The following is a 21,083-nucleotide window of genomic DNA, read 5'->3' as shown; positions in this document are numbered from 1 at the left end:
GCCGGATCAGCGCCAGCTTTTGTCCGGCACCGGTCTTCATCAAGCCGACCTGGCAAACGACAAGCAGAGCATGATCAATCGGGTCATGCTCCGGCCTTCATCTGGATCCCCGGCATGAGTGACGATTTCCGCGCGATGACGGAATTCTACGCCAGCCGCGGCGGACGCGTGGCGGCCCGGCTGCTCCGGCGCCAGCTTGGCGAACTCTGGCCCGACCTCGCCCGGCTCAACGTCCTCGGGCTTGGCCACGCACAACCGTTCCTGTCGCTCTGGCAGGACGATGCCAGGATCTGCATCGCCGCCGAGACACGGGCGCTGGCCGACACCCAGGCGCTCGCCTCGGCCACGTGCATCGTCGACGAGCAGGGCCTGCCGTTTCCCGACCTGAGCTTCGACCGCATCCTGCTCTGCCATGCCCTCGAGACCGCCGTCAGCGCCCCTCGCCTGCTGCGCATGGTCTGGCAGGTGCTGAAGGACGACGGCCGCGTGATCCTGATGGTGCCGAACCGGCGTGGCCTGTGGGCGCACCGGGAGAGCACGCCGTTCGGTCAGGGGGCGCCCTGGTCGCGCGGACAGATCGACCGGCTGCTGGCGCAGTCGCTGTTCCGGGTCGAGCGCAACGCGGGGGCTCTCTGGATGCCGCCCGTCGATCTCCGGCCGGTCCTGCGCCTTGGCCGTCTGGCCGAGCGCACCGGGGCGAGGATGGCGCCGCAACTGCCGGGCGTGCTGCTGGTCGAGGCGGTCAAGGACGTCTACGCCGCGCTGCCGACGGCGAAGCGTGCGCGGCGGCGGGTGCTGGTGCAGGCGGTCTGAGGCCTTCTCCAGCCAGCCAGTCGACGAACCCCGCCGCGACACCGGCGGCATCGAAATGTTCCGGGATGATCGCGACGTAGCCCTGTCGTGGAACCCGGATGTGCGGCAACGGCGTCATCAGCCGGCCAGAATCCATATCGGCCCCCAGCAACGGGAGCGGCCCGATACCGATGCCGAGCCCGTCCTCCACCGCCTGTCGCGTTACGAAGAAGTGATCGTAGATCTGGCGGGAGTGCCCGGCCAGGCTGCGCAAGCCGGCCGCCTCCAGCCAGTCGGGCCAGTCGCCGGCGCGGGTCTCGCTCGCAAGCCACACATGGGCATCGATGTCGGCAGGCTGCAGGATCGGCCGGCGTGCGAACAGGCCCGGGCTCATGATCAGCGTATCGATATCATCCAGCACCGGAACGACCCGACGGCCGGGCCAGGCCGGCCCCGCGACACCACGGCGGATCGCCACGTCGACGTCGCCACGCACCTGCTCGATGATGGTCGTGACCGTGGTGACCGCGATCTCGACGTTCGGATGGTCGGCCTGGAAGCGATCGAGGCGGGGGATCAGCCAGCGGATCGCGAAACTGGTCGGCGCGCTGACGCGCAGGATCCGGCGCGTTGCGGGACGGCCGCAGGCCGCCGCGGCCACGGCCAGCCGATCGAACGCCTGGCCGACCTCGGTCGCGAACGCGATCGCCATCGGCGTCGCGACCATGCGGCGGCCTTCCCTGGTGAAGAGGCGCTGTCCGAGCCAGCCCTCGAGAGCCGCGATCTGCCGGCTCACCGCGCCGTGGGTGACGCCGAGTTGCGCCGCCGCCTCGGCGTAGCTGCCCGTGCGTGCAGCGACTTCGAAGACCCGCAAGGCATTGAGAGGGGGCAGCCGGCGCATCGACCCGTGATTAAAGCTGCCCCGTATCGTGAGCAATCACCGGCTGGTTGCACCGCTGGCGCCTGCCTACCGTTGGACGCATGACCATCGCTGCCCAACTTCGCATCCTCGGCGACGACGGGACCTCGTCGGAAGCAAGCCGTTCACGCAGCCTGCTCGCCGCCTGCCTCGCCCACGCGCTGCATGATGGCTACACCGACGGCCTCTACGCCTTCCTTCCGGTCTGGCAGGCGCAGTTCGGCCTGTCCTATGCAGGCCTGGCGGTCATGCGCGCCCTCTACTACGGCACCATGGGCGGCCTGCAGCTGCCGGCCGATCGCGCCCTGCGCGGCCTGTCGCCACGCGCTGCCCTGATCCTTTCGACGGTCGTCGCGGCGACCGGCCTGCTGACGATGGCGCTTCCACTGGGGTTTGCCGGCCTCTGCATCGGGCTCGTCGTCGCCGGCATCGGATCGAGCATCCAGCACCCGCGCGGCTCCATGCTGGTCACCGACAGTTTCGGTGCATCGGCGCGACGTCCGCTCGGCGTGTATAATTTTTCCGGCGATCTCGGCAAGGCGATACTGCCGGCCGGTGTCGCGCTGCTGCTGCCGATCCTGGCCTGGCGACCGGTGCTGGGCCTGATGGCGGCGTTCGGGGTCGCGGTCGCGATCATCCTGGCATCGCTGGCCCCGGCGACCCGCATCACGAAACCGGCCGGCGCCGTGGTGGCCGGCGCTGGCCGCGGCGGGTTCGGCCTCCTCACCATCATCGGCGGCCTCGATACCGCGACCCGCATGGGCTACCTGCTGTTCCTGCCCTTCCTCATCCATGCGCGGCACGGCGGCTCGCCGACGGTCGGGATCGCGCTGGCCCTGCTGTTCATCGGTGGCGCGCTCGGCAAGGCGACGTGCGGCTGGCTTGGAGAGCGGCTGGGCGTGGTCGGCAGCGTCATGCTGACCGAGACCGCGACGGCCCTGCTGATCGCAGCCACGCTGGCCACGCCGCTGACCTGGACACTCGTGCTGCTGCCGCTGCTCGGCATCGTGCTCAACGGCACGTCCTCGGTGCTGTACGGGACCGTGCCCGAACTGTCCGGTGGCGATACCGGCCGCGCCTTTGCCGTCTTCTACACCAGCGTGATCGGCTCGGGCGGGGTCGCGCCGATTTTGTACGGCGCGGTCGCGGATCACAGCAGCCAGACGATCGGCGTCCTGGCCTCCGCGGCGACCGCGGTCCTGGTCGTGCCGCTGGTGCTGGCGCTGCGGCCACATCTCCGCTCCAAAGCCTGAAAGGCCACACGATGGGAAACGCCATCCAGGCACCGCTCATCCTGGTCACCGGGGGTGGTCGTGGCGTCGGCGCCGCGACCGCCCGGCTTGCCGCCGCACGCGGCTACGATGTCGCGATCAGCTTCGTCGCCGATGAGGGCGCGGCGGCGGCGGTGACGGCCGATGTGCAAGCGAGCGGACGCCGCGCCCTCGCGGTGCGCGCCGACAGCGCCGATCCCGTGCAGGTCGCCCGGCTGTTCGACGAGATCGACCGAGTGTTCGGCCGCATCGACGTGCTGGTGAACAACGCCGCGATCCTCGCACCGCAATCCCGGCTGGAGGATCTCGGCTTTACGCGGATGCAGCGGATCTTCGCGGTGAATGCGATCGGCCCGATGCTCTGCGCGCAACAGGCGGCAAGGCGCATGGCGTATCGTCACAACGGCCGTGGCGGCGCCGTCGTCAACGTATCGTCCGCCTCTGCCAGGCTCGGAAGCCCGGGCGAGTATGTCGACTACGCCGCCTCGAAGGGCGCCCTCGAGACCTTCACGATCGGCTTCGCGAGGGAAGTTGCGCGAGAGGGCATACGCGTGAATTGCGTCCGGCCGGGGCACATCTACACCGGCATGCATGCAAGCGGCGGGGAGCCCGACCGGGTCGACCGCGTCAAGCACTCGATCCCGATGGGACGCGGCGGCCAGCCCGAGGAGGTTGCCCGCGCGATCCTGTGGCTGGCGAGCGCGGAGGCGTCCTTCGTGACCGGCACGTTCCTCGATGCCACCGGGGGGAAGTAGGCCGGCGGGGTTCGTTCACGCGCTACCGGTCCAGCCCCAGGCCATTCTCGTCGAGCAGGTCCAGGAACGGCGCGGCGGTCAGGCAGAACTGCACCATCGGCACCAGCAGGTCGCTGATCAGGGCCGGCATCGGCACCTCCTGCTCGGTGTACAGGTAGAGGCTGTGGTCGCAGGCCAGGGTCAGGGTCCAGCCGGGAGGTAGCAGCGGCGGCAGGTTCGAGGCGAGCGAGAGCGCGTCCGGCCGGACCGCGGCGGAATGCAGGCTGCTCGGCACCCGCCCGACCTGCGCCCGCAGGGCGATCATGCCGACGCCGTCCGACAGATCCTGCAACTTCGTCGAGATCCGCCGGCCCCTCCAGCGGCACTCCATCATCGGCATCGCATCCGGCGGGTTCGGCCGCAGCCGCCCCGTCGTATCGAAGCCGAAGAAGCCGAGATCGCCCATCAGGGCGGCGGCCGGACTACCGGCGTCCGCACTGCTGGCGGCCGGACTGCTTGTCTGCGTCATACTCATGGCCTGCCGAAACCTCCTGGCCAACGATCCGCTCGATCAAGCCGACCCCGCCGGCCTGCAGCTTGACCGCAAATGGTGAACCCCCCATGAACGGGCCCGCATGTCCTCGATCATAAAGTCCCTCAGGCTCGTCCTCGCCCCGCCGCATCCGGCCGGGCGTCCCTTCCTCGCCGCCGGTGCCGGCGCCGTGCTCGCCGGCTGGCTGCTTCGGCGCCTCACCGGCTGGCGCGGCTTCCGCCTGGCCAGCCGCGCCGGGCTGCTGTTCAGCGGCTTCTGCCTGTATTTCTTCCGCGATCCCGCGCGCGTGACGCCCGCCGGCGAAGGCACGGTGGTGGCCCCGGCAGACGGTCGCGTGGTCTCGATCGCCCTGGTGCCGCCACCCGCCGAGCTCGGTCTCGGCAGCGAGCCGCGCTGGCGCGTCGGCATCTTCCTCTCGGTGCTCGACGTCCACGTGAACCGCATGCCGGTCACCGCCACGGTGACCCGGATCGCCTATCACGAGGGCAGCTTCCTCAATGCCAGCCTCGACAAGGCCAGCGACGAGAACGAGCGCAACGCGATCGGACTGCGACTCGTCGATGGCCGCACCATGGCAGTGGTGCAGATCGCAGGCCTGATCGCGCGGCGCATCGTCTGCAGCATCCGCGAGGGCGACACCCTCGCCACCGGCGAGCGCTTCGGCATCATCCGCTTCGGCAGCCGCACCGACCTCTATCTTCCGCCGGAAGTCACCCCGCTGGTCGCCGATGGCCAGACCATGATCGGCGGCGAGACCGTCATTGCCCATCTCTGACCCCGCGCCGGGCCGCCCTCCGCCGGGCGGCCCCGGTTCTGATGGCCCCACTTCTGATGGCCCAGATTCTGATGGCCGGCTTTACGGTGGCCCGGTGCCGGTACGCCGGCGCCGCCTGAAGCGGCTGCGACGGCTCGGCCGCCGCGGCAGGCCGCGCTTTCGCGGCCAGTCCTTCAACCGGCTGATTCCGAACCTGCTGACGATGATCGGCCTGTGCGCCGGGCTCACCGCCATGCGCTTCGGGCTGGACGGGCATTTCGGCCACGCCGCGGTGGCGCTGCTGCTGGCCGCCGGCATCGATGGGCTCGACGGCCGCATCGCCCGCCTGCTCCGCGCCACCAGCCAGTTCGGCGCCGAATTCGACAGCCTGTCGGACTTCCTGTGCTTCGGCGTGGCGCCGCCGTTCATCCTCTACATGTGGTCGCTGCACAACGGTGGGCGCTACGGCTTCCTGCCGTGCATCCTGTTCTCGGTGTGCATGGCGCTGCGCCTGGCGCGTTTCAACGCCGCCATCGTCGGCCCGTCGGAGACACCGACCTACGCCTACAACTTCTTCACCGGCGTGCCCGCCCCGGCGGGCGCCGGCCTAGCCCTGTTCCCGCTGTTCGCCGGCCTCGAGGCGCGCAAGACCGACTGGCTGTGGCTCTACACCACCGTCAACCACCCGGCCTTCGTGGCGGTGATGCTGACCGGCGTCGCGTTCCTGCTGGTCTCCACGCTGCCGGTCTGGTCGTTCAAGAACTTCAAGGTGCCGGCGGAGTTCGTGCTGCCGCTGCTGCTCGGCACCTGCGGCTTCGCCGCCGTTCTGGTGGCCGATCCATGGGCAGCGCTGGCGGGCGCCGGGCTGATCTACCTGGTCATGCTGCCGTTCAGCCGGCGCAGCTTCCACCGCCTGCGTGCCGATGCCGAGGCACTGCAGGAGGAAGTCCCCGAGGAGGATGTCGCCAGCGCCTGACTGGCGCTGCGTCGCCGCTCAGTCGCCGGCAGCCCCGAGTATCGCGCCGCCGGAGCCGTCCTGAACCAGCACCGCGGTCCTGAGGCCGTTCCGGCTGGCGGCAGGCAGGGCGTAGGACCGCGTGCGGCCATCCGACGTGCCGAGCAGCGCCACGTCACGGACGACGTTGCGATGCGGCAGCGTGCGGCCGCCGTTCTCGCCCCGGGCAATCGGCACCTGGATGACGTGCGGGTCGTAGCGCACCAGCAGCACGATCGCGCCCGAAGGAGCCGCGGAGACCGTGACCCCGGTTCCCGACAACATGATCGCCGGTCCACCCTCGCCGCGATCGGCCCGCGAGATCAGCGCCTCCAGCTCATCCCGTCGGTTGCCGACGACGTCCGCGCGGCCGTTGACCACGATCTCCGGCGTGAAGACCTGGTCGCGGCCGAACGCCCGGGCGTAGTCGCGCTGGCGATCGGTGAATGCAGCCTTGCCGAAGGTGTCGGTCCACCCGAGCTGGTCCCAGTAAGTCACCTGCCAGGAAAGCGCGAGCAGATCCGGCCGGTCGGCCAGGGCCAGCAGGTTGGCGTTGGCAGGCGGGCAGGACGAACAGCCCTGGCTCTGGAACAGTTCGACGACGGTCGGGTGCACGCGATCCGCCGCCGTTGCCCCATCCCATCCGGCCAAGCCTGCAATCACGCCGGCGACGATTGCCAGTCCCGTAGATCGTACCATCCGAATGCTTCCCCGCTGCCTTCGTCATGCGTGGGCGGGGGTGCCGAGGTTACCTCACGAGGCGACTACAGCATCGCCAGCGGCTGCTTGCTTTCCGGCGGCGGAAACGCCCGGTCCAGTTCTGCAAGATCATCCGGCTGCAGCGCCAGATCGGCGGCGGCGGCGTTCTCGCGGACATGCGCCTCGGTGGCGGCCTTGGGAATGCTGATGATGCCACGCTGCCGGATGGTCCAGGCCAGCGCGACCTGCGCCGGGCTCACCCCATGCCGCCCGGCGACCGTTCGCAACGCCGGATGGCGCAGCAGTTCGCCGCCCTGCCCGACCGGCGAATACGCCATCAGGGTGACGCCCTGCTCGACGCCATACTGGATCAGGTCGTGCTCGATGCCACGATGCTCGAGATTGTACAGCACCTGGTTGACCAGGCAGCCGCCCGGCCGGGCCTTGCCCACGAACTCCTGCATGTCGTCGACGTCGAAGTTCGAGACGCCCCACTGCAGGATGAGCCCCTCGCGACGCAGGATCTCGAAGGCGTCGATGGTCTCCGCGAGCGCCACCCCGCCACGCCAGTGCAGCAGGTAGAGATCAAGCCGGTCGGTGCCGAGCCGCTTAAGGCTTTCCCTGCAGGAGCGGGCGACTCCGGGCCGGCTGGCATTCGATGGCAGCACCTTGCTGACCAGGAACACCTCGTCGCGCCGCCCGGCGATCGCCTCGCCGACCAGGCGCTCGGATGCACCGTTGCCATACATCTCGGCGGTGTCGATCAGGGTCATGCCGAGGTCGAGGCCGAGGCGCAGGGCCTGGATCTCGGCCTCGTGCGCGGCGCGGCTGTCGCCGATATTCCAGGCGCCCTGGCCGAGCACCGGAACCTCGACGCCACCGGCCATGCGCACCCTGCGGATGCTCACGCTCCGGGAACCTGTTCTCCGGGGTCCTCCTGCGCGCCCGGCTGGCCGGCCGCGGTCTCGCTCTGCTCGCGGTCGCTGGTCGGGTGCGCCGACGCACTGCCCTGGTCAATGTCGTCGGGCACGCCATTGGTCATGCCGGGGCGGTTGGTCTCCGAGTGTCCGCCCGGCTCCTCCGGATTGTGCGGATGCTCGGTGTCGGGGCCGGCAGGCTGGGACGCTTTGTCACTCATGGGATCCTCCGATGTCCTCAACCAGCCGGCGTCGGGCAGGTTGCGCGTCGTGCCGGCGCCAAACCGATCAGCGCCGTGGGGCACCCGCTTTGGCGGCGAGGCTTGCAGCCAGGTCTCGCGGCTGCGGGATGACCGGGATCTGCAAGCGTCCGGCAGTCCGGTGGCCAGCAGCGGGCTGAGCAGGCCACGCCGGTGGACCGGGAGTGCAGCAACGGCATTGGCGGGCGATCAGCCGGCCCGGCTCCAGCCTTTGCTGTCCTGGCGCCAATAGGCCAACCGGTGGCCTGCCGCCTTCAACGCCGACCAGCGTTGCCGGGCCGCCGCCACGGATTGCTCGTCCGCGCCATCGAACAGATCGAACGCCCGCTCGAAGCCGTCGAGACCCGCCGCGACGCCATCGAGCAGGAACAGGTAGCTTGCCTTGTTCGGTGCCTCGACCACGCCATCCGCACCCGGCGCCGGCGCGATCCATATCGGCTGCAGCGCGGCATGGCCGATCTTCGCCGTGCCGTGCGGCAGCCAGGAAGGCTCCGGGGCCTGCCACAAGGCCTCGTCGATCTGCTGCACCCGCGCCTGGTCGCGGCACAGCACCAGGGCGCGGTGGCCGGCCTCCAGCGTCAGCCCGAGCAGCCGCGGCAGCGCCTGCTCGGCGCTGCTCCGGGTCAGGTGGTAGAAGCCGATCTCCGCCAGCGGGGCTACACCCCGTCCTCGTAGTGCGCCGTCACCAGCCGGTCGAGCAGGCGGACGCCGAACGCGGTGGCGCCCTTCGGAATTCCGGGCGCGTCCTTGCTGCTCCACGCCATGCCGGCGATGTCGAGATGCGCCCACGGGGTGGTGCCGACGAAACGCTTGAGGAACTGCGCCGCGGTGATCGCGCCGCCGGGCCGGCCGCCGATATTCTTCATGTCGGCGATGTCGGAGCGGATCAGCTTGTCGTAGCTGTCGCCCAGCGGCATCCGCCAGACCGCCTCGCCGGTCGCAAGCCCTGCCTCGGTCAGCTGCTGCGCCAGGCTGTCGGTGTTGCAGAACAGCCCGGCATGCTCGTGGCCGAGGCCGACGATGATCGCCCCGGTCAGCGTCGCGAGGTCGACCATGAAGCGCGGATTGAACCGCTCGATCGTGTAGGAAAGCACGTCGGCCAGCACCAGCCGCCCCTCGGCATCGGTGTTGAGCACCTCGATGGTCTGGCCGGAATGGCTCTTCACCACGTCGCCCGGCCGCTGCGCGCTCCCCCCCAGCATGTTCTCGACAAGGCCCACCACGCCGATCGCGTTCACCCGCGCGCGCCGTCCGGCCAGCGCGGCCATCAGCCCGACCACGGTGCCGGCCCCGGCCATGTCCCACTTCATGTCCTCCATGCCGCCGGCCGGCTTGATCGAGATGCCGCCGCTGTCGAACGTCACGCCCTTGCCGATGAACGCCACCGGGGCGGTGCCTGCCGCGCCGCCGTTCCAGCGCATGATGACGGTGCGCGGCTCCTTGTCGCTGCCCATGGCGACGCCGAGCAGCGCCCCGAAGCCGAGCCGCTCCATCTCGGCCGGCCCGAGCGTCTCGATCTCGAGGCCGAGGCTGGCGAGCGCCTCGATCCGCTCGGCGAACACCGGCGGGCTCAGCACGTTGGCGGGCTCGCTGACGAGGTCGCGGGTCAGCGCGACGCCGTGCGCCACCGCCTCAAGCGCCGGCCAGGCCGCACGCGCCGCCTCGACGGTGCCGAAATCCCCCGCGAGCACCGTGAGGCTGGCGAGGCGGGGCTTGTCCTCGGCGGTCTCGCGGGTGCGGTAGCGGTCGAAGCGGTAGGCGCCGAGGCGCGCTCCGAGCGCCGCATGGGCCGCCTGCTCGCCGCTCAGGCCGTCCACCGACAGGTATCCGGCGGCGGCGCTGCGCAGCGCGCCCGCCGCGGTGCTGCCGGCCGCCTCCAGCGCCCGCGTCTCGAGATCGGCACGCCTGCCGAGCCCGACCAGGACGACGCGCGAGAGGCCGGCGCCGGGGCCGTGCAGGATGCAGGTCTTGTTGCGGCCGAAAGTGAACTCGGCGGACTGCAGGCTCCGCGTAACGGCGCCGCCGGTGGCAGCGTCGATGGCGTTGAACAGGGCCGGCCGGTCGCCATCCTCGGCCACCAGCAGGGCCAGGGCGGCCGCATCCGGCAGCGTGTCCAGCCGCCCCTCGGCGAAGTTGATCTCGAGCATGGCGCTGTCTCCGGCTGGCGTGGTCTCGGCAATGACCCCGTAGGTATGTGACAATCACGCAGATCGCCAGGGGGCGGCCGCCTTTGCGTCCGCCGGCCCGGACCGCTAGGTGATCGACGATGAACGATCCCGAGCTGCTCGACCTCGCCGCCGGCCTCGCGCGGGCGGCCGCCGACACCATCATGGCGATCCGCGCACGCGGCTTCTCGACCCTCACCAAGTCGGACGACAGCCCGGTGACCGAGGCCGACCACGCCGCCGAGATCCTGATCCTGCATGGGCTGCGCTCCGCCACCGACATCCCGGTGATCGCCGAGGAGGAGGTCGCCGCCGGTCATGCGGTCGGCCACGCGGGCAGCTTCTGGCTGGTCGACCCGCTCGACGGCACCCGGGAGTTCGCCGCCGGGCGCGAGGACTTCACCGTCAACATCGGCCTGGTGCGCGATGGTGCCGTGGTGCTGGGCGCGGTGGCGCTGCCGGCCTATGGCGAGCTCTATCTCGGCGACGTCGGCGCCGGGCGCGCGATCCGCCGGGACGCCAGCGGCGAGCACCGGATCCAGGTCCGGACGGCGCCCGCCGAGGGCCTCGCGGTGCTGGCGTCGCGCCACTACGCCAACGACGAGCGGCTGCGCGCCTGGCTTGGCGCCCAGCGCGTCGCCAGCGTCGGCAATATCGGCTCGGCGGCGAAATTCGTGCGCGTCGCCGAGGGCCGCGCCGATCTGTATCCGCGGCTCGGCCGCACCATGGAATGGGACACGGCGGCGCCTCAGGCGGTGGTGGAGGCGGCCGGCGGCAGCGTGTGCCTGTTCGATGGCAGCCCGCTGCGCTACGCCAAGCCCGGCTGGGAAAACCCGCATTTCATCTGCCGCGGCGCGACCTGAGGCGACGGGCAAGCTGCTATGGTCGGCGACGATCGTGCCGATTCGGGGCGGCCTGAGCGAGAAGGGATGCGGGCGGGACGCATGCTGGTAACCGAGAGCCTGGGCGCGGGACCGGAGGGAGCGGCACGGGCTGCGGCATTGCTGCAGGCCGGCCGCCTGGTCGCATTCGGCACCGAGACGGTCTATGGCCTGGGCGCTGATGCCACCGATCCGGTCGCGGTGCGCGCCGTGTTCGAGGCGAAGGGCCGGCCCGTCCACAATCCGCTGATCGCGCATGTCGCGGACGCCGACGCGGCGTTCGCCCTGGTGGTGCGCACGCCGGCCGCCCGCGCCCTCGCTGCCTCGTTCTGGCCCGGTCCGCTGACCATGGTGCTGCCGAAGCGGCCGGACTGCATCGTCTGCGCCGAGGCCACCGCCGGGCTGCCGACCCTCGCCATCCGGGTGCCCTCGGGACCGATCGCGCAGGCGTTGCTGCGGACGGTGGCGCGGCCGGTCGCGGCGCCCTCCGCGAACCCCTCCGGACGCATCTCGCCGACCACCGCGGCGCACGTGCTGGATGGACTGGCCGGACGCATCGACGCGGTGCTCGACTGCGGCCCGTGCCCGGTCGGGCTGGAAAGCACGGTGATCGACCTCTCCGGCGAGCGTCCACGCCTGCTGCGGGCCGGTGGCATCGCTGCAGAGGCGATCGCGTCGGTCCTCGCCGCGGCCGGGCTGCCGGAACTCGACCACGCCCCTCGTGCCTCCGCAGCCGGGCCCGCCTCGCCCGGCATGCTGGCGTCGCACTACGCTCCCCGCCTGCCGCTGCGTCTCGAAGCGGATGCGGTCGCCGGCGACGAGGCGCTGCTGGCATTCGGCACCGCGCTGCCGGGCGCCGCGCTGACCTGGAACCTGAGCGCCGGCGGCGACACCGGCGAGGCTGCCAGCCGCCTGTTCGCCGGGCTGCGCATGCTCGACGAGAAGGGCATACAGCTCGGCCTGCGCGGCATCGCGGCGATGAGGGTGCCGGGCGCCGGGCTCGGTCCGGCGATACGCGACCGGCTCGCCCGCGCGGCGGCGCCGCGCCCTGGCCAGCCGACCGGTGCGGGACCGGCTGGCGGATGAGCCCGGCGATCGATCCGAAGGAGCTGAAGACCCTCTCCGACATCCTCGCCCTGGTGCTGGAGGACCAGCCCGGGCAGTCGGCGAGCGCGCTGGAGGCGATCCGCGCCCGCGCCCGCAAGAATGCGGTGACCGGCGGCGCGCTCAAGAACCTGTTCGTGGCGATCGCTCCCAACCCGCCGGCCCAGGCCGCACCGGCGCCGCGCACGACCCGCACCCGCACGCCCAAGGCCACCACCGGGTCGCCCGCCGAGATGCAGGCCGCGCGCACCCGCATCTCGCAGCTCACCGCCGACCTCAACCGGCTCGATCTCGAATTGCGCGAGGCGATGTCGCGCAACGAGTCGATGCGCTCGGAACTGAACCTGACCCGGCGGGCGCGCGCCGAGGCGCAGCAGGCGGCGATCCAGGCGCAGGCCGAGAGCCGCCCGCGCGCCATGCTGCTGGTGCTGTCGCTGCTCTGCGGCGTGCTGGTCGGCATCGCCGGCAGCGCGGTGGTGCGGGACATGATGCCTGCGCGCACCACCACCGACATCTCGCCGCTGTCGCCATAGGCCCGTGGCCACACTACCTTGATCGCCATGCCATTGCCCCATCCCGCCTCCTCTTCCAGACCGGCCGACACCGCCCTGCTGGCCGCACTGCGCGAACAACTCGGCGAGGCCGGGGTGCTGACCGGCCGCGACACCGATGGCTATGTCGAGGACTGGCGCGGGCTGTATCGCGGCCGCACGATGGCGGTGGTCCGGCCGGCCGATACCGACGCGGTGGCGGCTGCGGTGCGGCTGTGCGTGCAGCACCGGGTCGCGATCGTGCCGCAGGGCGGCAACACAAGCATGGTCGGCGGCGCGTCGCCGCACGCCGACGGCAGCGAGATCGTGCTCAGCCTGTCGCGCCTCAACCGGGTTCGTGGCGTCGATCCGGTCGACATGACGCTGTCGGTCGAGGCCGGCGTCACGCTGCAGGCGGCGCAGGCCGCGGCGCGCGAGGCCGGCTGCCTGCTGCCGCTGTCGATCTCGTCGGAGGGCTCGGCGCAGATCGGCGGTGTGCTGGCCACCAACGCCGGCGGCAACAACACCGTGCGCTACGGCAATGCGCGCGAGCTGGTGCTCGGCGTCGAGGCGGTGCTGCCCGATGGCCAGGTGTTCAACGGCATGCGCCGGCTGCGCAAGGACAATACCGGCTACGCGGTGCGCCACCTGCTGGTCGGATCGGAAGGCACCCTCGGCATCATCACCGCCGCCGTGCTGCAGCTGGCGCCGCAACCGCGCAGCGTCGAGGTGGCACTGTGCGGCGTCGCATCCCCCGAGGCGGCGCTCGCCCTGTTCAGCGAATTCCGCCGCCGCGATCCATCCGCGATCCAGGCTTTCGAGTTCATGTCGGGCACCGGCATGGCGCTGGTCACGTCGCTGATCGACGGCGCCACGCTGCCGCTGGCGGAAACCGCGCCGCACTACGTTCTGGTCGAACTGGCGTCGGGGCGCGAGACCGCCGGCCTGCGCGAGCTGATCGAGGAAGTCATCGGACAGGCGCTCGAGGACGGCTCGGTGGCGGACGCGGTGGTGGCCGAGAGCGGCGCGCAGCGGGCGGCGATCTGGCGGTTGCGCGAGGAGCATTCGGAGGCGCAGAAACGTGCCGGCGCCAGCGTGAAGAACGACGTCTCGGTGCCGGTCTCGAAGGTTCCCGAACTGATCGCGCGCGCCACCGCGGCGTGCGAGGCGCTGGTGCCCGGCGTGCGGATCGCGCCGTTCGGCCATCTTGGCGACGGCAACATCCATTTCAACCTGATCCAGCCTGCCGACATGACGCGCGAGGCGTTCCTGGCGCGTGACCACGAGATCATGGACACCGTCTGCGCGGTGGTGCGAACACTCGACGGGTCGTTCTCCGCCGAGCATGGCGTGGGAATGCTCAAGCCGTACATGATGCCGGACTGGCGCGGCGGTGCCGAGCTCGACGCCATGCGCCGCATCAAGCAGGCTTTCGATCCGCTGGATCTGTTCAATCCCGGCAAGCTGCTGCCCTGATCTTTCCTCCGACGTCCGAGTCCCGATGCAAACAACGTCCAGAACCCTGTTGCCGCGCGCGCTTCTGCTGCTCGGCGCGATCGCCCTGACCGGAGCCGCCGCCATGTCGCCCGCCAACTACGATGTGCAGCACAAGGGGATTGCCGACGTGGCTGCCGACATGCAGGCGGGGCATGTGTCGTCTGCCGCCCTGGTGCGGGCCTATCTCGCACGTATCTCGGCAATCGATCATGCCGGGCCCTCCCTGCACTCGGTGATCGTGGTCAACCCGCAGGCCGAGGCCGAGGCGGCGGCCAGCGACAGGCGGCGCCATTCCGGGGCGGCGCCGCGTCCGCTCGAGGGCGTGCCGATCCTGGTGAAGGACAATATCGAGACCGCGGATGCGATGCCGACCACCGCCGGCTCGCTGGCGCTGGCAAACAACGTCACCCACCGCGACGCGCCGCTGGTGGCGAGGCTGCGCGACGCCGGCGCCATCATCCTGGGCAAGACCAACCTCTCCGAGTGGGCCAACATGCGCTCGTCGGCCTCCATCAGCGGCTGGAGCGGCGTCGGCGGCCTGACCCGCAACCCGTATGCGCTCGACCGCTCGGCCTGCGGCTCGTCGTCAGGCAGTGCGGTGGCGGTGGCAGCCTCGCTGGCGCCGGCGGCGATCGGCACCGAGACCGACGGCTCGGTCACCTGCCCGGCCTCGCTGACCGGGCTGGTCGGGCTGAAGCCGACGGTGGGCCTGATCTCGCGCACCCACGTGGTGCCGATCTCGGCCAGCCAGGACACCGCCGGGCCGATCACACGCACGGTCGCGGACGCGGCCCTGCTCGCCTCGGTGCTCGCCGGGCGCGACCCCGAGGATCCGGCGACGGCGGATGCCGACCGGCATCGCCCGGCGCCGCTCGGTGCCGACGGCGCGGGCGCCCTGAAGGGCGTGCGGATCGGCGTGCTGCGCTTCCTCGCCGGGCACCATGCCGCAACCGATGCGGTGTTCGGCAAGGCGCTCGACCGGCTGGGCGCGGCCGGCGCCACCCTGGTCGAGATCAAGGACGGCCCGGATCTCGACGCCATCAGCGCCGCCGAGATGACCGTGCTGCTGAGCGAACTCAAGTCCGGGCTGGACAGCTACCTCGCGACCACGCCGGACACGGTGAAGACGCGCACCATGGCCGACGTGATCGCCTTCAACGAGGCGCACCACGACCGCGAACTCGGCCTGTTCAACCAGGACCTGATGGTCCGGGCGCAGGCCACCACAGGCCCGGACGATGGCGGCTACCGCGATGCGCTGACACGGTCGCGCCGCATGGCCGGCGTGGACGGGCTCGACCGCATACAGGTGCAGAACAACCTGGACGCCATGGTCGCCCCCACCGGCGGCCCGGCCTGGGTGGTGGACCTGGTCAACGGCGACCATGATGGCGGCAGCGCCTCGACGTTGCCCGCCGTCGCCGGCGCGCCGCATCTGACGGTGCCGATGGGCGACGTGGACGGGCTGCCGGTCGGGCTCTCCTTCATCGGGCCGCGCTGGTCCGAGCAGCGCCTGCTCGAGTTCGGCGCCGCCTACGAGGCGGCCGCCGGGATACGCCAGCAGCCGCACTACCTGCCGACTTTGCCGGAATCCGCGGCGCAGCGCTCGCTGCTACGCCCTGCCGGGTGATCCTGAGGTGGCGGTTCCGGTCCGCACGGTTCCGGGCATGACCGCGCCGGCTGCCAGCCCACGGTAGAGCGCGGCCCCGGCGGTGGCGCCGATCAGCCAGCCCCAGGCGCCGCAATCCGGCACCAGCCGCCAGGCGCCGAGCAGCGAAAGTCCGATCGACAGCAGGCCGGACAGGGCCAGCGCCACGACCGCGCGGCGGTTCCAGCCACCGTCATAGTGGAAGGCGCCCGAGGGATCGAGGGTGTAGAGGTCGGCGACCGGCACCTGCTGGCGGCGCACCAGGTAGTAGTCTGCGATGATGATGCCGAACATCGGTCCCAGCACGGCGCCGAAGATGCTGACGAACAGGGTGATCGCCTGCGGGCTGGCGACGAACAGCCACGGACAGGCCAGCACCGACAGGATCGAGGTGATCACCCCGCCGCGGCGGAAATCGATGCGCTCGGGATACAGGTTGGCGATGTCGTAGGCGGGCGATACGAAGTTCGCCACGATGTTGATGCCCATGGTGGCGACGATGAAGGTGAGCGAGCCGATCACCGCCACCACCGGGTTGCCGATCCTGGCCACGATCTGCACCGGATCCATGATGGCGCTGCCGAACACCTGCCGCGTGCCGGCGGTGACGATGACGGTGATGAGCGAGAAGACCAGGAAATTGACCGGCAGGCCGAGGAGATTGCCGCGCCGCATCGCTCTCCCGTCAGTGGCGAAGCGGGCGAAGTCGCCGAAGTTCAGCAGCAGGGCCGCGAAATACGCGACGATCAGCATGGCGGCATTGGCCATCGTGCCGATCGTCGCCCAGGCGGTTGCGGGCGGCGGACTGAGCTGCATCGAGAGGCTGGACAATCCGGTATGCCAGAGGATCCAGCCTGCAAGCGCCAGCATGACCAGGTAGACCACCGGGCCGCAGAAATCGATGAAGCGCCTGATGCGGTCCATGCCGGCGAGGAAGATCACCAGCTGGAACAGCCACATGAACAGGAAGCTTAGCCATCCCAGCGTCGAGAGTCCGACGATGCTGTCATGGTCGAGCGATGCAGCGGAGGGCAGCAGCGTGACCACCAGCACCTCGACCGCCCTGGAGGCGAAGTAGGTCTGCACGCCGTACCAGACGATGCCGACGACGCCGCGCACGACGGCCGCAAGGTTGGCGCCCATGACGCCGAAGGCGATGCGGGCCACCACCGGATACGGGATGCCGTAGCGCTGCGAGGGCCGCCCGATCAGGTTCATCAGCCCATACACCGCCATGATGCCGGCCAGCATGGCGATCAGCACCTGCCAGCCGGTCAGGCCCAGGAAGAACAGGCTGGCGGCGAAGGTGTAGCCGCCGACGGAATGCACATCCGACATCCACATCGCCAGCAGGCTGAACGCGCCCCAGCGCCGTCCCTCGGGGGCGGTCGGTGCAAGATCCTGGTTGATCAGGCGCGGATGCGCGCCGGTTAGGACCAGCGTCGGCACGCTGCGGCTGTCGGGCGACATCGGGCACATCCTCCGGGGCCTGGCGGACCGGCAATTGCCGGTCCGCAGTGATGCAGGTCAGAGAGGGACAAGCAACAAGCGGGCCGATGGTGCGCAATGAGGTCCGGGCGGGCAGCAGCGTCCGGCCCGGCGGGCAATCGGCAGGAGCAGAGAAGGCGTCCGGCCGATCGATCCCGCACAACCTGAGTGATTCCCTCTAACGGTTCCTTAGTGCCTCCTCGATAGGTTGTCCGTGCACGTCGGACAGTTGGCGGGCACTGCGAATTCGAAAGATCCTCAACCGAGAGTTCGAGTGGGACGATTTCGGCTTCACCATCGCTTACGGAGTTCGCATCCTTCCACGCATCGCCGCTAAGCAGCAATTGCCTGAGGATACTTCGAGAATACCAGCGATACCCACTCGTCTTCGTGCACCAGGAGCGGGCATCGCATGCTCGCCTGCCTCAGAGCATCCGGACCCGGAGGCGAAAGAGCATCGCAGGCGACACATCGGGCTCACGCAGAAGCAGCGCAAGATCAAGCGGATTTCCAATCAACCGACGCCGGTATCGTCCGGTGTCGAGGAGCCTCAAGTGCGTATCCAACCTGTCGTAATCGTTCCCTGGTGGCTCATCGGAGTCGAGCTTGTCGTCAAGGCGGCGGGCTTTGCGGTTTTAGGACTGTTCTGCATCGGCCTGCTGGTGTTTCGTCCAGACGACGCCATCTCCCTCTTTGCCTTGTTGATGATGTCCGTCGTGCTTGTCTGCACGCCCTTTGTCTACCTGTACCGCCGCTACCAGCGAATGGTGAAGGAGGCCGACGACGAGGCGGCGGCGATGGCCGCGCGTGCGAATGCCCGCATGGCGGCGCGGCGGTCCGGCGGGAGCCGCTGAGCCCGACCGGCCAACACCAGACTTCGGATACTTCTTTGCGGTGGTTACCGGACTGTCATGCAAGCTAGGCAGCGGGATGATCTGCCACGGGCGGTGCTCTAACCGGTACGGACGGCCTGAGACGGTGAGAGACCGGCAGCGCCGGTCATCGGGGGCGGCAATCGGCTGGGCGCCCTGGCACAAGCTCGCCTCGTCGTCACGATGCGGCGCGGTTGCACGGATTGCCATTCTCTTCCGCCTCATTTTCCGGACGGGATGGCGCCGGACCGGACGCAAGGGCCCCCGCCGCATTTCACTCCCCGCACCTGCACGGCGATCGCCCTTCGGCGCCTTCGTCCGCGGCCGCCGCCGGGATCGCCCCGGGCATCGGTCCCGGCACGATCTGCCCGGCCGCATCGAAATTGCACCACTTCCGCGGCGGGCCTACCTTCGCGTTCCCTGATCCGGACCCGAGGCCTGCCATGGACGTTGCCGTCCCCGCCGTCACCCTGCTGCACGAGCGCGACAACGTCGCGGTGGCGCGGCGCCCGCTGGCCGAGGGTGAGCGGCTGGCGCCGGGCGGCCTCGCCGTACGCATGCCGGTGCCGCGCGGACACAAGGTGGCGCTGGCGGCGATCCCCGCCGGGCAGCCGGTGCGCAAGTACGGACAGGTGATCGGCTTCGCAACCGCGCCGATCGAACCCGGCGATCACGTCCACACCGCCAACATGGCGATGAGCGACCTCGCCCTGACGCACGAGTTCTGCGTCGACGCCGTTGCACCCGCGCTGCTGCCGGAGGCCGAGCGTGCCACCTTCCAGGGCTACCTGCGCCCCGACGGCCGCGTCGGCACCCGCAACTACATCGCGGTGATCGCGTCGGTGAACTGCTCGGCGACGGTCTGCCAGGCGGTCGCCGAGCACTTCAACCGGCCGGATGCACTGGCCGGGTTCGACACCGTGGACGGCGTCATCGCGCTCACCCATGGCGGCGGCTGCGCGCTCAACCTGCAGACCGAGGGCTACCAGTACCTGACGCGCACCATCGCCGGATACGCAACCAACCCCAACGTCGGCGGGGTGCTGATGATCGGCCTCGGCTGCGAGACCAACCAGATCCCGGCGCTGATGCAGGCGCATGGGCTGGTCGAGGGCGAGACCCTGCGCACCATGACCATCCAGGAGACCGGCGGCACCCGGCGCACCATCGAGGCGGCAGTCGCCGCCGTGCGCGCCATGCTGCCGGCGGTGGGAGCCGCGCGACGCACCGCGCAGCCGGCCAGCGCGCTGGTGCTGGCGCTCGAATGCGGCGGCTCCGACGGCTATTCCGGCATCTCGGCCAACCCGGCGCTGGGCTACGCATCGGACCTGCTGGTGCGGCACGGCGGCACCACGGTGCTGGCCGAGACACCGGAAATCTACGGCGCCGAGCACCTGCTGACGCGTCGCGCGGCGCGCCCGGATGTCGCCCGCAAGCTTCTTGGGCGCATCGAATGGTGGCGCGACTATGCGCGGCGCCACCAGGCCGAACTCAACAACAATCCGTCGCACGGCAACAAGGCAGGCGGGCTTACGACCATCCTGGAGAAGTCGCTCGGCGCCGTCGCCAAGAGCGGCACCGCGCGACTGGAAGCGGTGTACGAATTCGCCGAGCGCATCGACGCGCATGGCTTCGTGTTCATGGACACGCCGGGCTACGACCCGGTCGCCGTCACCGGTCAGGTCGCCGGCGGCTGCACGGTGATCTGCTTCACCACCGGGCGTGGCTCGACATCGGGTTTCCGGCCGGCGCCGTGCATCAAGATCGCCACCAACACGCCGATGTTTGAGCGCATGGCCGAGGACATGGACGTCAATACCGGCGGCATCATCGATGGCAGCGACACCATCGCGCAGGCCGGCGAGCGCATCTTCCGCACCATCCTGGCGGTCGCGTCAGGCACCCACACGCTGAGCGAGGATCTAGGCTATGGCAGCAACGAGTTCGTGCCCTGGCAGCTCGGGGCGGTGATGTGACGATGGACGGCATGGCCGCCTACCGCGGCGTCTTCCCGGTGATGCCGACGATCTTCGATGCCGACGGCGCGCTGGATCTCGACGGACAGCGCCGCTGCGCCGACTTCATGATCGATGCCGGCTCGGACGGGCTCTGCATCCTTGCGAACTTCTCCGAGCAGTTCGTGCTGTCGGATGACGAACGCGTGCTGCTTACGCGCAGCATCCTCGAGCATGTCCGTGGCCGCGTGCCGGTGATCGTCACCACCACGCATTTCTCGTCGCGCATCTGCGCCGAACGCTCGCGCGAGGCGCAGGCGCTCGGGGCGTCGATGGTGATGGTGATGCCGCCCTATCACGGCGCCACCATCCGGGTCCCGGAGGCCGGCATCGAGGCGTTCTTCCGCGCGCTGTCGGACGCAATCGATATCCCGATCATGATCCAGGATGCGCCGGTCAGCGGAGTTCCGCTGTCCGCCTCGCTGCTGGCCCGCATGGCGCGCGAGATCGAGCATGTCGCCTATTTCAAGATCGAGATCGCGCAGGCGGCATCCAAGCTGCGCGACCTGATCGCACTCGGCGGCGACGCCATCGAGGGTCCCTGGGACGGCGAGGAGGCGATCACCTTGCTCGCCGATCTCGATGCCGGCGCCACCGGCAGCATGACCGGCGGCGGGTTTCCGGACGCGATCGGCGGGATCGTCCGCGATTATCTTGCAGGGCGCCGGGACGCTGCGGTGGCGGGCTACGAGCGCTGGCTGCCGCTGATCAACTACGAGAACCGCCAGTGCGGCCTGCTGGCGGCGAAGGCGCTGATGCGCGAGGGCGGCGTGATCGCCTGCGACGCGCCGCGCCTGCCGCTGCTGCCGCTGCATCCGGCCACCCGCGCCGGCCTGATCGAGATCGCCCGCCGGCTGGACCCGCTGGTCCTGCGCTGGGCACGCTGACCCACGCCGCCAGCCGGCAGTCAACAGGGATCGAAACTATATCGATAACATAACGATAAAACCTGAACCCTCCGGTTCATCTGTGACATTTCAGGCATAAACC

21 protein-coding genes are annotated in these 21,083 nt (G+C 70.3%); 13 read left to right on the top strand and 8 right to left on the bottom strand.

Annotated features, from left to right (window positions below):
• Positions 1-114: 114 nt before the first annotated feature.
• The gene (locus FE263_RS08640; protein WP_171034006.1) at positions 115-813 is read left to right on the top strand and encodes a methyltransferase domain-containing protein; all 699 of its coding nucleotides are present in this window, start codon (positions 115-117) and stop codon (positions 811-813) included.
• Here FE263_RS08640 and FE263_RS08635 read toward each other — a convergent pair.
• Positions 743-1,693 (bottom strand): LysR substrate-binding domain-containing protein, encoded by a 951-nt coding sequence (locus FE263_RS08635; protein ID WP_138325525.1) that lies wholly within the window; start codon positions 1,691-1,693, stop codon positions 743-745. The genes FE263_RS08640 and FE263_RS08635 overlap by 71 nt on opposite strands.
• Positions 1,694-1,773: 80 nt before the next feature.
• Here FE263_RS08635 and FE263_RS08630 point away from each other — a divergent pair, with 80 nt between their 5' ends.
• Positions 1,774-2,964, top strand: coding sequence for an MFS transporter (locus FE263_RS08630; RefSeq protein WP_138325524.1), 1,191 nt, complete (start codon positions 1,774-1,776; stop codon positions 2,962-2,964).
• 11 nt (positions 2,965-2,975) lie between these two features.
• Positions 2,976-3,737 carry an SDR family oxidoreductase gene (locus FE263_RS08625; RefSeq protein WP_138325523.1) on the top strand — a complete coding sequence of 254 codons (762 nt, stop codon included), beginning with the start codon at positions 2,976-2,978 and terminating at the stop codon, positions 3,735-3,737.
• A gap of 22 nt (positions 3,738-3,759) precedes the next feature.
• Here FE263_RS08625 and FE263_RS08620 read toward each other — a convergent pair whose 3' ends face one another.
• Positions 3,760-4,251 (bottom strand): hypothetical protein, encoded by a 492-nt coding sequence (locus tag FE263_RS08620; protein WP_138325522.1) that lies wholly within the window; start codon positions 4,249-4,251, stop codon positions 3,760-3,762.
• 100 nt (positions 4,252-4,351) lie between these two features.
• Between FE263_RS08620 and FE263_RS08615 the strand changes: the two genes are divergently transcribed.
• Positions 4,352-5,044 carry a phosphatidylserine decarboxylase gene (locus FE263_RS08615; RefSeq protein ID WP_138325521.1) on the top strand — a complete coding sequence of 231 codons (693 nt, stop codon included), beginning with the start codon at positions 4,352-4,354 and terminating at the stop codon, positions 5,042-5,044.
• Positions 5,045-5,168: 124 nt separating this feature from the next.
• Positions 5,169-5,999, top strand: coding sequence for a CDP-alcohol phosphatidyltransferase family protein (locus FE263_RS08610; protein WP_338086705.1), 831 nt, complete (start codon positions 5,169-5,171; stop codon positions 5,997-5,999).
• An 18-nt stretch (positions 6,000-6,017) separates the two neighbouring features.
• Here FE263_RS08610 and FE263_RS08605 read toward each other — a convergent pair whose 3' ends face one another.
• From FE263_RS08605 to FE263_RS08585, 5 genes are all read right to left on the bottom strand, one after another.
• Positions 6,018-6,716, bottom strand: coding sequence for a DUF1223 domain-containing protein (locus FE263_RS08605; RefSeq protein WP_138325520.1), 699 nt, complete (start codon positions 6,714-6,716; stop codon positions 6,018-6,020).
• 65 nt (positions 6,717-6,781) lie between these two features.
• Positions 6,782-7,618 (bottom strand): aldo/keto reductase, encoded by an 837-nt coding sequence (locus FE263_RS08600; protein WP_138325725.1) that lies wholly within the window; start codon positions 7,616-7,618, stop codon positions 6,782-6,784.
• Positions 7,619-7,620: 2 nt separating this feature from the next.
• Positions 7,621-7,854, bottom strand: a complete 234-nt coding sequence (locus tag FE263_RS08595) for a hypothetical protein (protein ID WP_138325519.1) — start codon at positions 7,852-7,854, stop codon at positions 7,621-7,623.
• Between the two features lie 228 nt (positions 7,855-8,082).
• The gene (locus FE263_RS08590) at positions 8,083-8,544 is read right to left on the bottom strand and encodes a DNA polymerase III subunit chi (RefSeq protein ID WP_138325724.1); all 462 of its coding nucleotides are present in this window, start codon (positions 8,542-8,544) and stop codon (positions 8,083-8,085) included.
• A gap of 5 nt (positions 8,545-8,549) precedes the next feature.
• Positions 8,550-10,040 (bottom strand): leucyl aminopeptidase, encoded by a 1,491-nt coding sequence (locus tag FE263_RS08585; RefSeq protein WP_138325518.1) that lies wholly within the window; start codon positions 10,038-10,040, stop codon positions 8,550-8,552.
• 119 nt (positions 10,041-10,159) lie between these two features.
• Here FE263_RS08585 and cysQ point away from each other — a divergent pair, with 119 nt between their 5' ends.
• The 5 genes from cysQ (at position 10,160) to FE263_RS08560 (ending at position 15,700) form a co-directional block, all read left to right on the top strand.
• Positions 10,160-10,921 (top strand): 3'(2'),5'-bisphosphate nucleotidase CysQ, encoded by a 762-nt coding sequence (cysQ, locus tag FE263_RS08580; protein WP_138325517.1) that lies wholly within the window; start codon positions 10,160-10,162, stop codon positions 10,919-10,921.
• Positions 10,922-11,002: 81 nt separating this feature from the next.
• On the top strand, positions 11,003-12,025 hold the full coding sequence (locus tag FE263_RS08575) for an L-threonylcarbamoyladenylate synthase (RefSeq protein WP_138325516.1): 1,023 nt from the start codon (positions 11,003-11,005) through the stop codon (positions 12,023-12,025).
• Positions 12,022-12,576: a hypothetical protein gene (locus FE263_RS08570; protein ID WP_138325515.1), complete on the top strand. Its 555-nt coding sequence runs from the start codon at positions 12,022-12,024 to the stop codon at positions 12,574-12,576. Before FE263_RS08575 ends, FE263_RS08570 begins: the two co-directional genes overlap by 4 nt.
• Before the next feature lie 27 nt (positions 12,577-12,603).
• Positions 12,604-14,049, top strand: coding sequence for an FAD-binding oxidoreductase (locus tag FE263_RS08565; protein ID WP_138325514.1), 1,446 nt, complete (start codon positions 12,604-12,606; stop codon positions 14,047-14,049).
• A gap of 49 nt (positions 14,050-14,098) precedes the next feature.
• Positions 14,099-15,700, top strand: coding sequence for an amidase (locus tag FE263_RS08560; RefSeq protein WP_240759225.1), 1,602 nt, complete (start codon positions 14,099-14,101; stop codon positions 15,698-15,700).
• On the opposite strand, the gene FE263_RS08555 is transcribed toward FE263_RS08560, so the two are convergent.
• Positions 15,683-17,188: an NCS1 family nucleobase:cation symporter-1 gene (locus FE263_RS08555; RefSeq protein WP_171034005.1), complete on the bottom strand. Its 1,506-nt coding sequence runs from the start codon at positions 17,186-17,188 to the stop codon at positions 15,683-15,685. The two genes, FE263_RS08560 and FE263_RS08555, sit on opposite strands and share 18 nt — an antisense overlap.
• Positions 17,189-17,760: 572 nt before the next feature.
• Here FE263_RS08555 and FE263_RS08550 point away from each other — a divergent pair.
• The 3 genes from FE263_RS08550 to FE263_RS08540 all read left to right on the top strand — a co-directional run bounded on the left by FE263_RS08550 (position 17,761) and on the right by FE263_RS08540 (position 20,980).
• Positions 17,761-18,060, top strand: coding sequence for a hypothetical protein (locus tag FE263_RS08550; RefSeq protein ID WP_138325511.1), 300 nt, complete (start codon positions 17,761-17,763; stop codon positions 18,058-18,060).
• A gap of 461 nt (positions 18,061-18,521) precedes the next feature.
• On the top strand, positions 18,522-20,054 hold the full coding sequence (locus FE263_RS08545; RefSeq protein WP_138325510.1) for a UxaA family hydrolase: 1,533 nt from the start codon (positions 18,522-18,524) through the stop codon (positions 20,052-20,054).
• Positions 20,055-20,056: 2 nt separating this feature from the next.
• Positions 20,057-20,980, top strand: coding sequence for a dihydrodipicolinate synthase family protein (locus FE263_RS08540; protein ID WP_138325509.1), 924 nt, complete (start codon positions 20,057-20,059; stop codon positions 20,978-20,980).
• Positions 20,981-21,083: the final 103 nt, after the last annotated feature.

The organism is Lichenicoccus roseus (genome assembly GCF_005844085.1).
In the GTDB taxonomy this organism is placed as follows: domain Bacteria; phylum Pseudomonadota; class Alphaproteobacteria; order Acetobacterales; family Acetobacteraceae; genus Lichenicoccus; species Lichenicoccus roseus.
This window is presented reverse-complemented; position numbering and strand designations above follow the sequence as displayed.

What these genes read in the sequence shown, in the direction of transcription:
- FE263_RS08640 (WP_171034006.1), top strand. Translation starts at nt 115, where the DNA reads ATGAGTGACGATTTCCGCGCGATGACGGAATTCTACGCCAGCCGCGGC.
- FE263_RS08635 (WP_138325525.1), bottom strand. Translation starts at nt 1,693, where the DNA reads ATGCGCCGGCTGCCCCCTCTCAATGCCTTGCGGGTCTTCGAAGTCGCT.
- FE263_RS08630 (WP_138325524.1), top strand. Translation starts at nt 1,774, where the DNA reads ATGACCATCGCTGCCCAACTTCGCATCCTCGGCGACGACGGGACCTCG.
- FE263_RS08625 (WP_138325523.1), top strand. Translation starts at nt 2,976, where the DNA reads ATGGGAAACGCCATCCAGGCACCGCTCATCCTGGTCACCGGGGGTGGT.
- FE263_RS08620 (WP_138325522.1), bottom strand. Translation starts at nt 4,251, where the DNA reads ATGAGTATGACGCAGACAAGCAGTCCGGCCGCCAGCAGTGCGGACGCC.
- FE263_RS08615 (WP_138325521.1), top strand. Translation starts at nt 4,352, where the DNA reads ATGTCCTCGATCATAAAGTCCCTCAGGCTCGTCCTCGCCCCGCCGCAT.
- FE263_RS08605 (WP_138325520.1), bottom strand. Translation starts at nt 6,716, where the DNA reads ATGGTACGATCTACGGGACTGGCAATCGTCGCCGGCGTGATTGCAGGC.
- FE263_RS08595 (WP_138325519.1), bottom strand. Translation starts at nt 7,854, where the DNA reads ATGAGTGACAAAGCGTCCCAGCCTGCCGGCCCCGACACCGAGCATCCG.
- FE263_RS08585 (WP_138325518.1), bottom strand. Translation starts at nt 10,040, where the DNA reads ATGCTCGAGATCAACTTCGCCGAGGGGCGGCTGGACACGCTGCCGGAT.
- cysQ (WP_138325517.1), top strand. Translation starts at nt 10,160, where the DNA reads ATGAACGATCCCGAGCTGCTCGACCTCGCCGCCGGCCTCGCGCGGGCG.
- FE263_RS08575 (WP_138325516.1), top strand. Translation starts at nt 11,003, where the DNA reads ATGCTGGTAACCGAGAGCCTGGGCGCGGGACCGGAGGGAGCGGCACGG.
- FE263_RS08570 (WP_138325515.1), top strand. Translation starts at nt 12,022, where the DNA reads ATGAGCCCGGCGATCGATCCGAAGGAGCTGAAGACCCTCTCCGACATC.
- FE263_RS08565 (WP_138325514.1), top strand. Translation starts at nt 12,604, where the DNA reads ATGCCATTGCCCCATCCCGCCTCCTCTTCCAGACCGGCCGACACCGCC.
- FE263_RS08555 (WP_171034005.1), bottom strand. Translation starts at nt 17,188, where the DNA reads ATGTCGCCCGACAGCCGCAGCGTGCCGACGCTGGTCCTAACCGGCGCG.
- FE263_RS08545 (WP_138325510.1), top strand. Translation starts at nt 18,522, where the DNA reads ATGGACGTTGCCGTCCCCGCCGTCACCCTGCTGCACGAGCGCGACAAC.
- FE263_RS08540 (WP_138325509.1), top strand. Translation starts at nt 20,057, where the DNA reads ATGGACGGCATGGCCGCCTACCGCGGCGTCTTCCCGGTGATGCCGACG.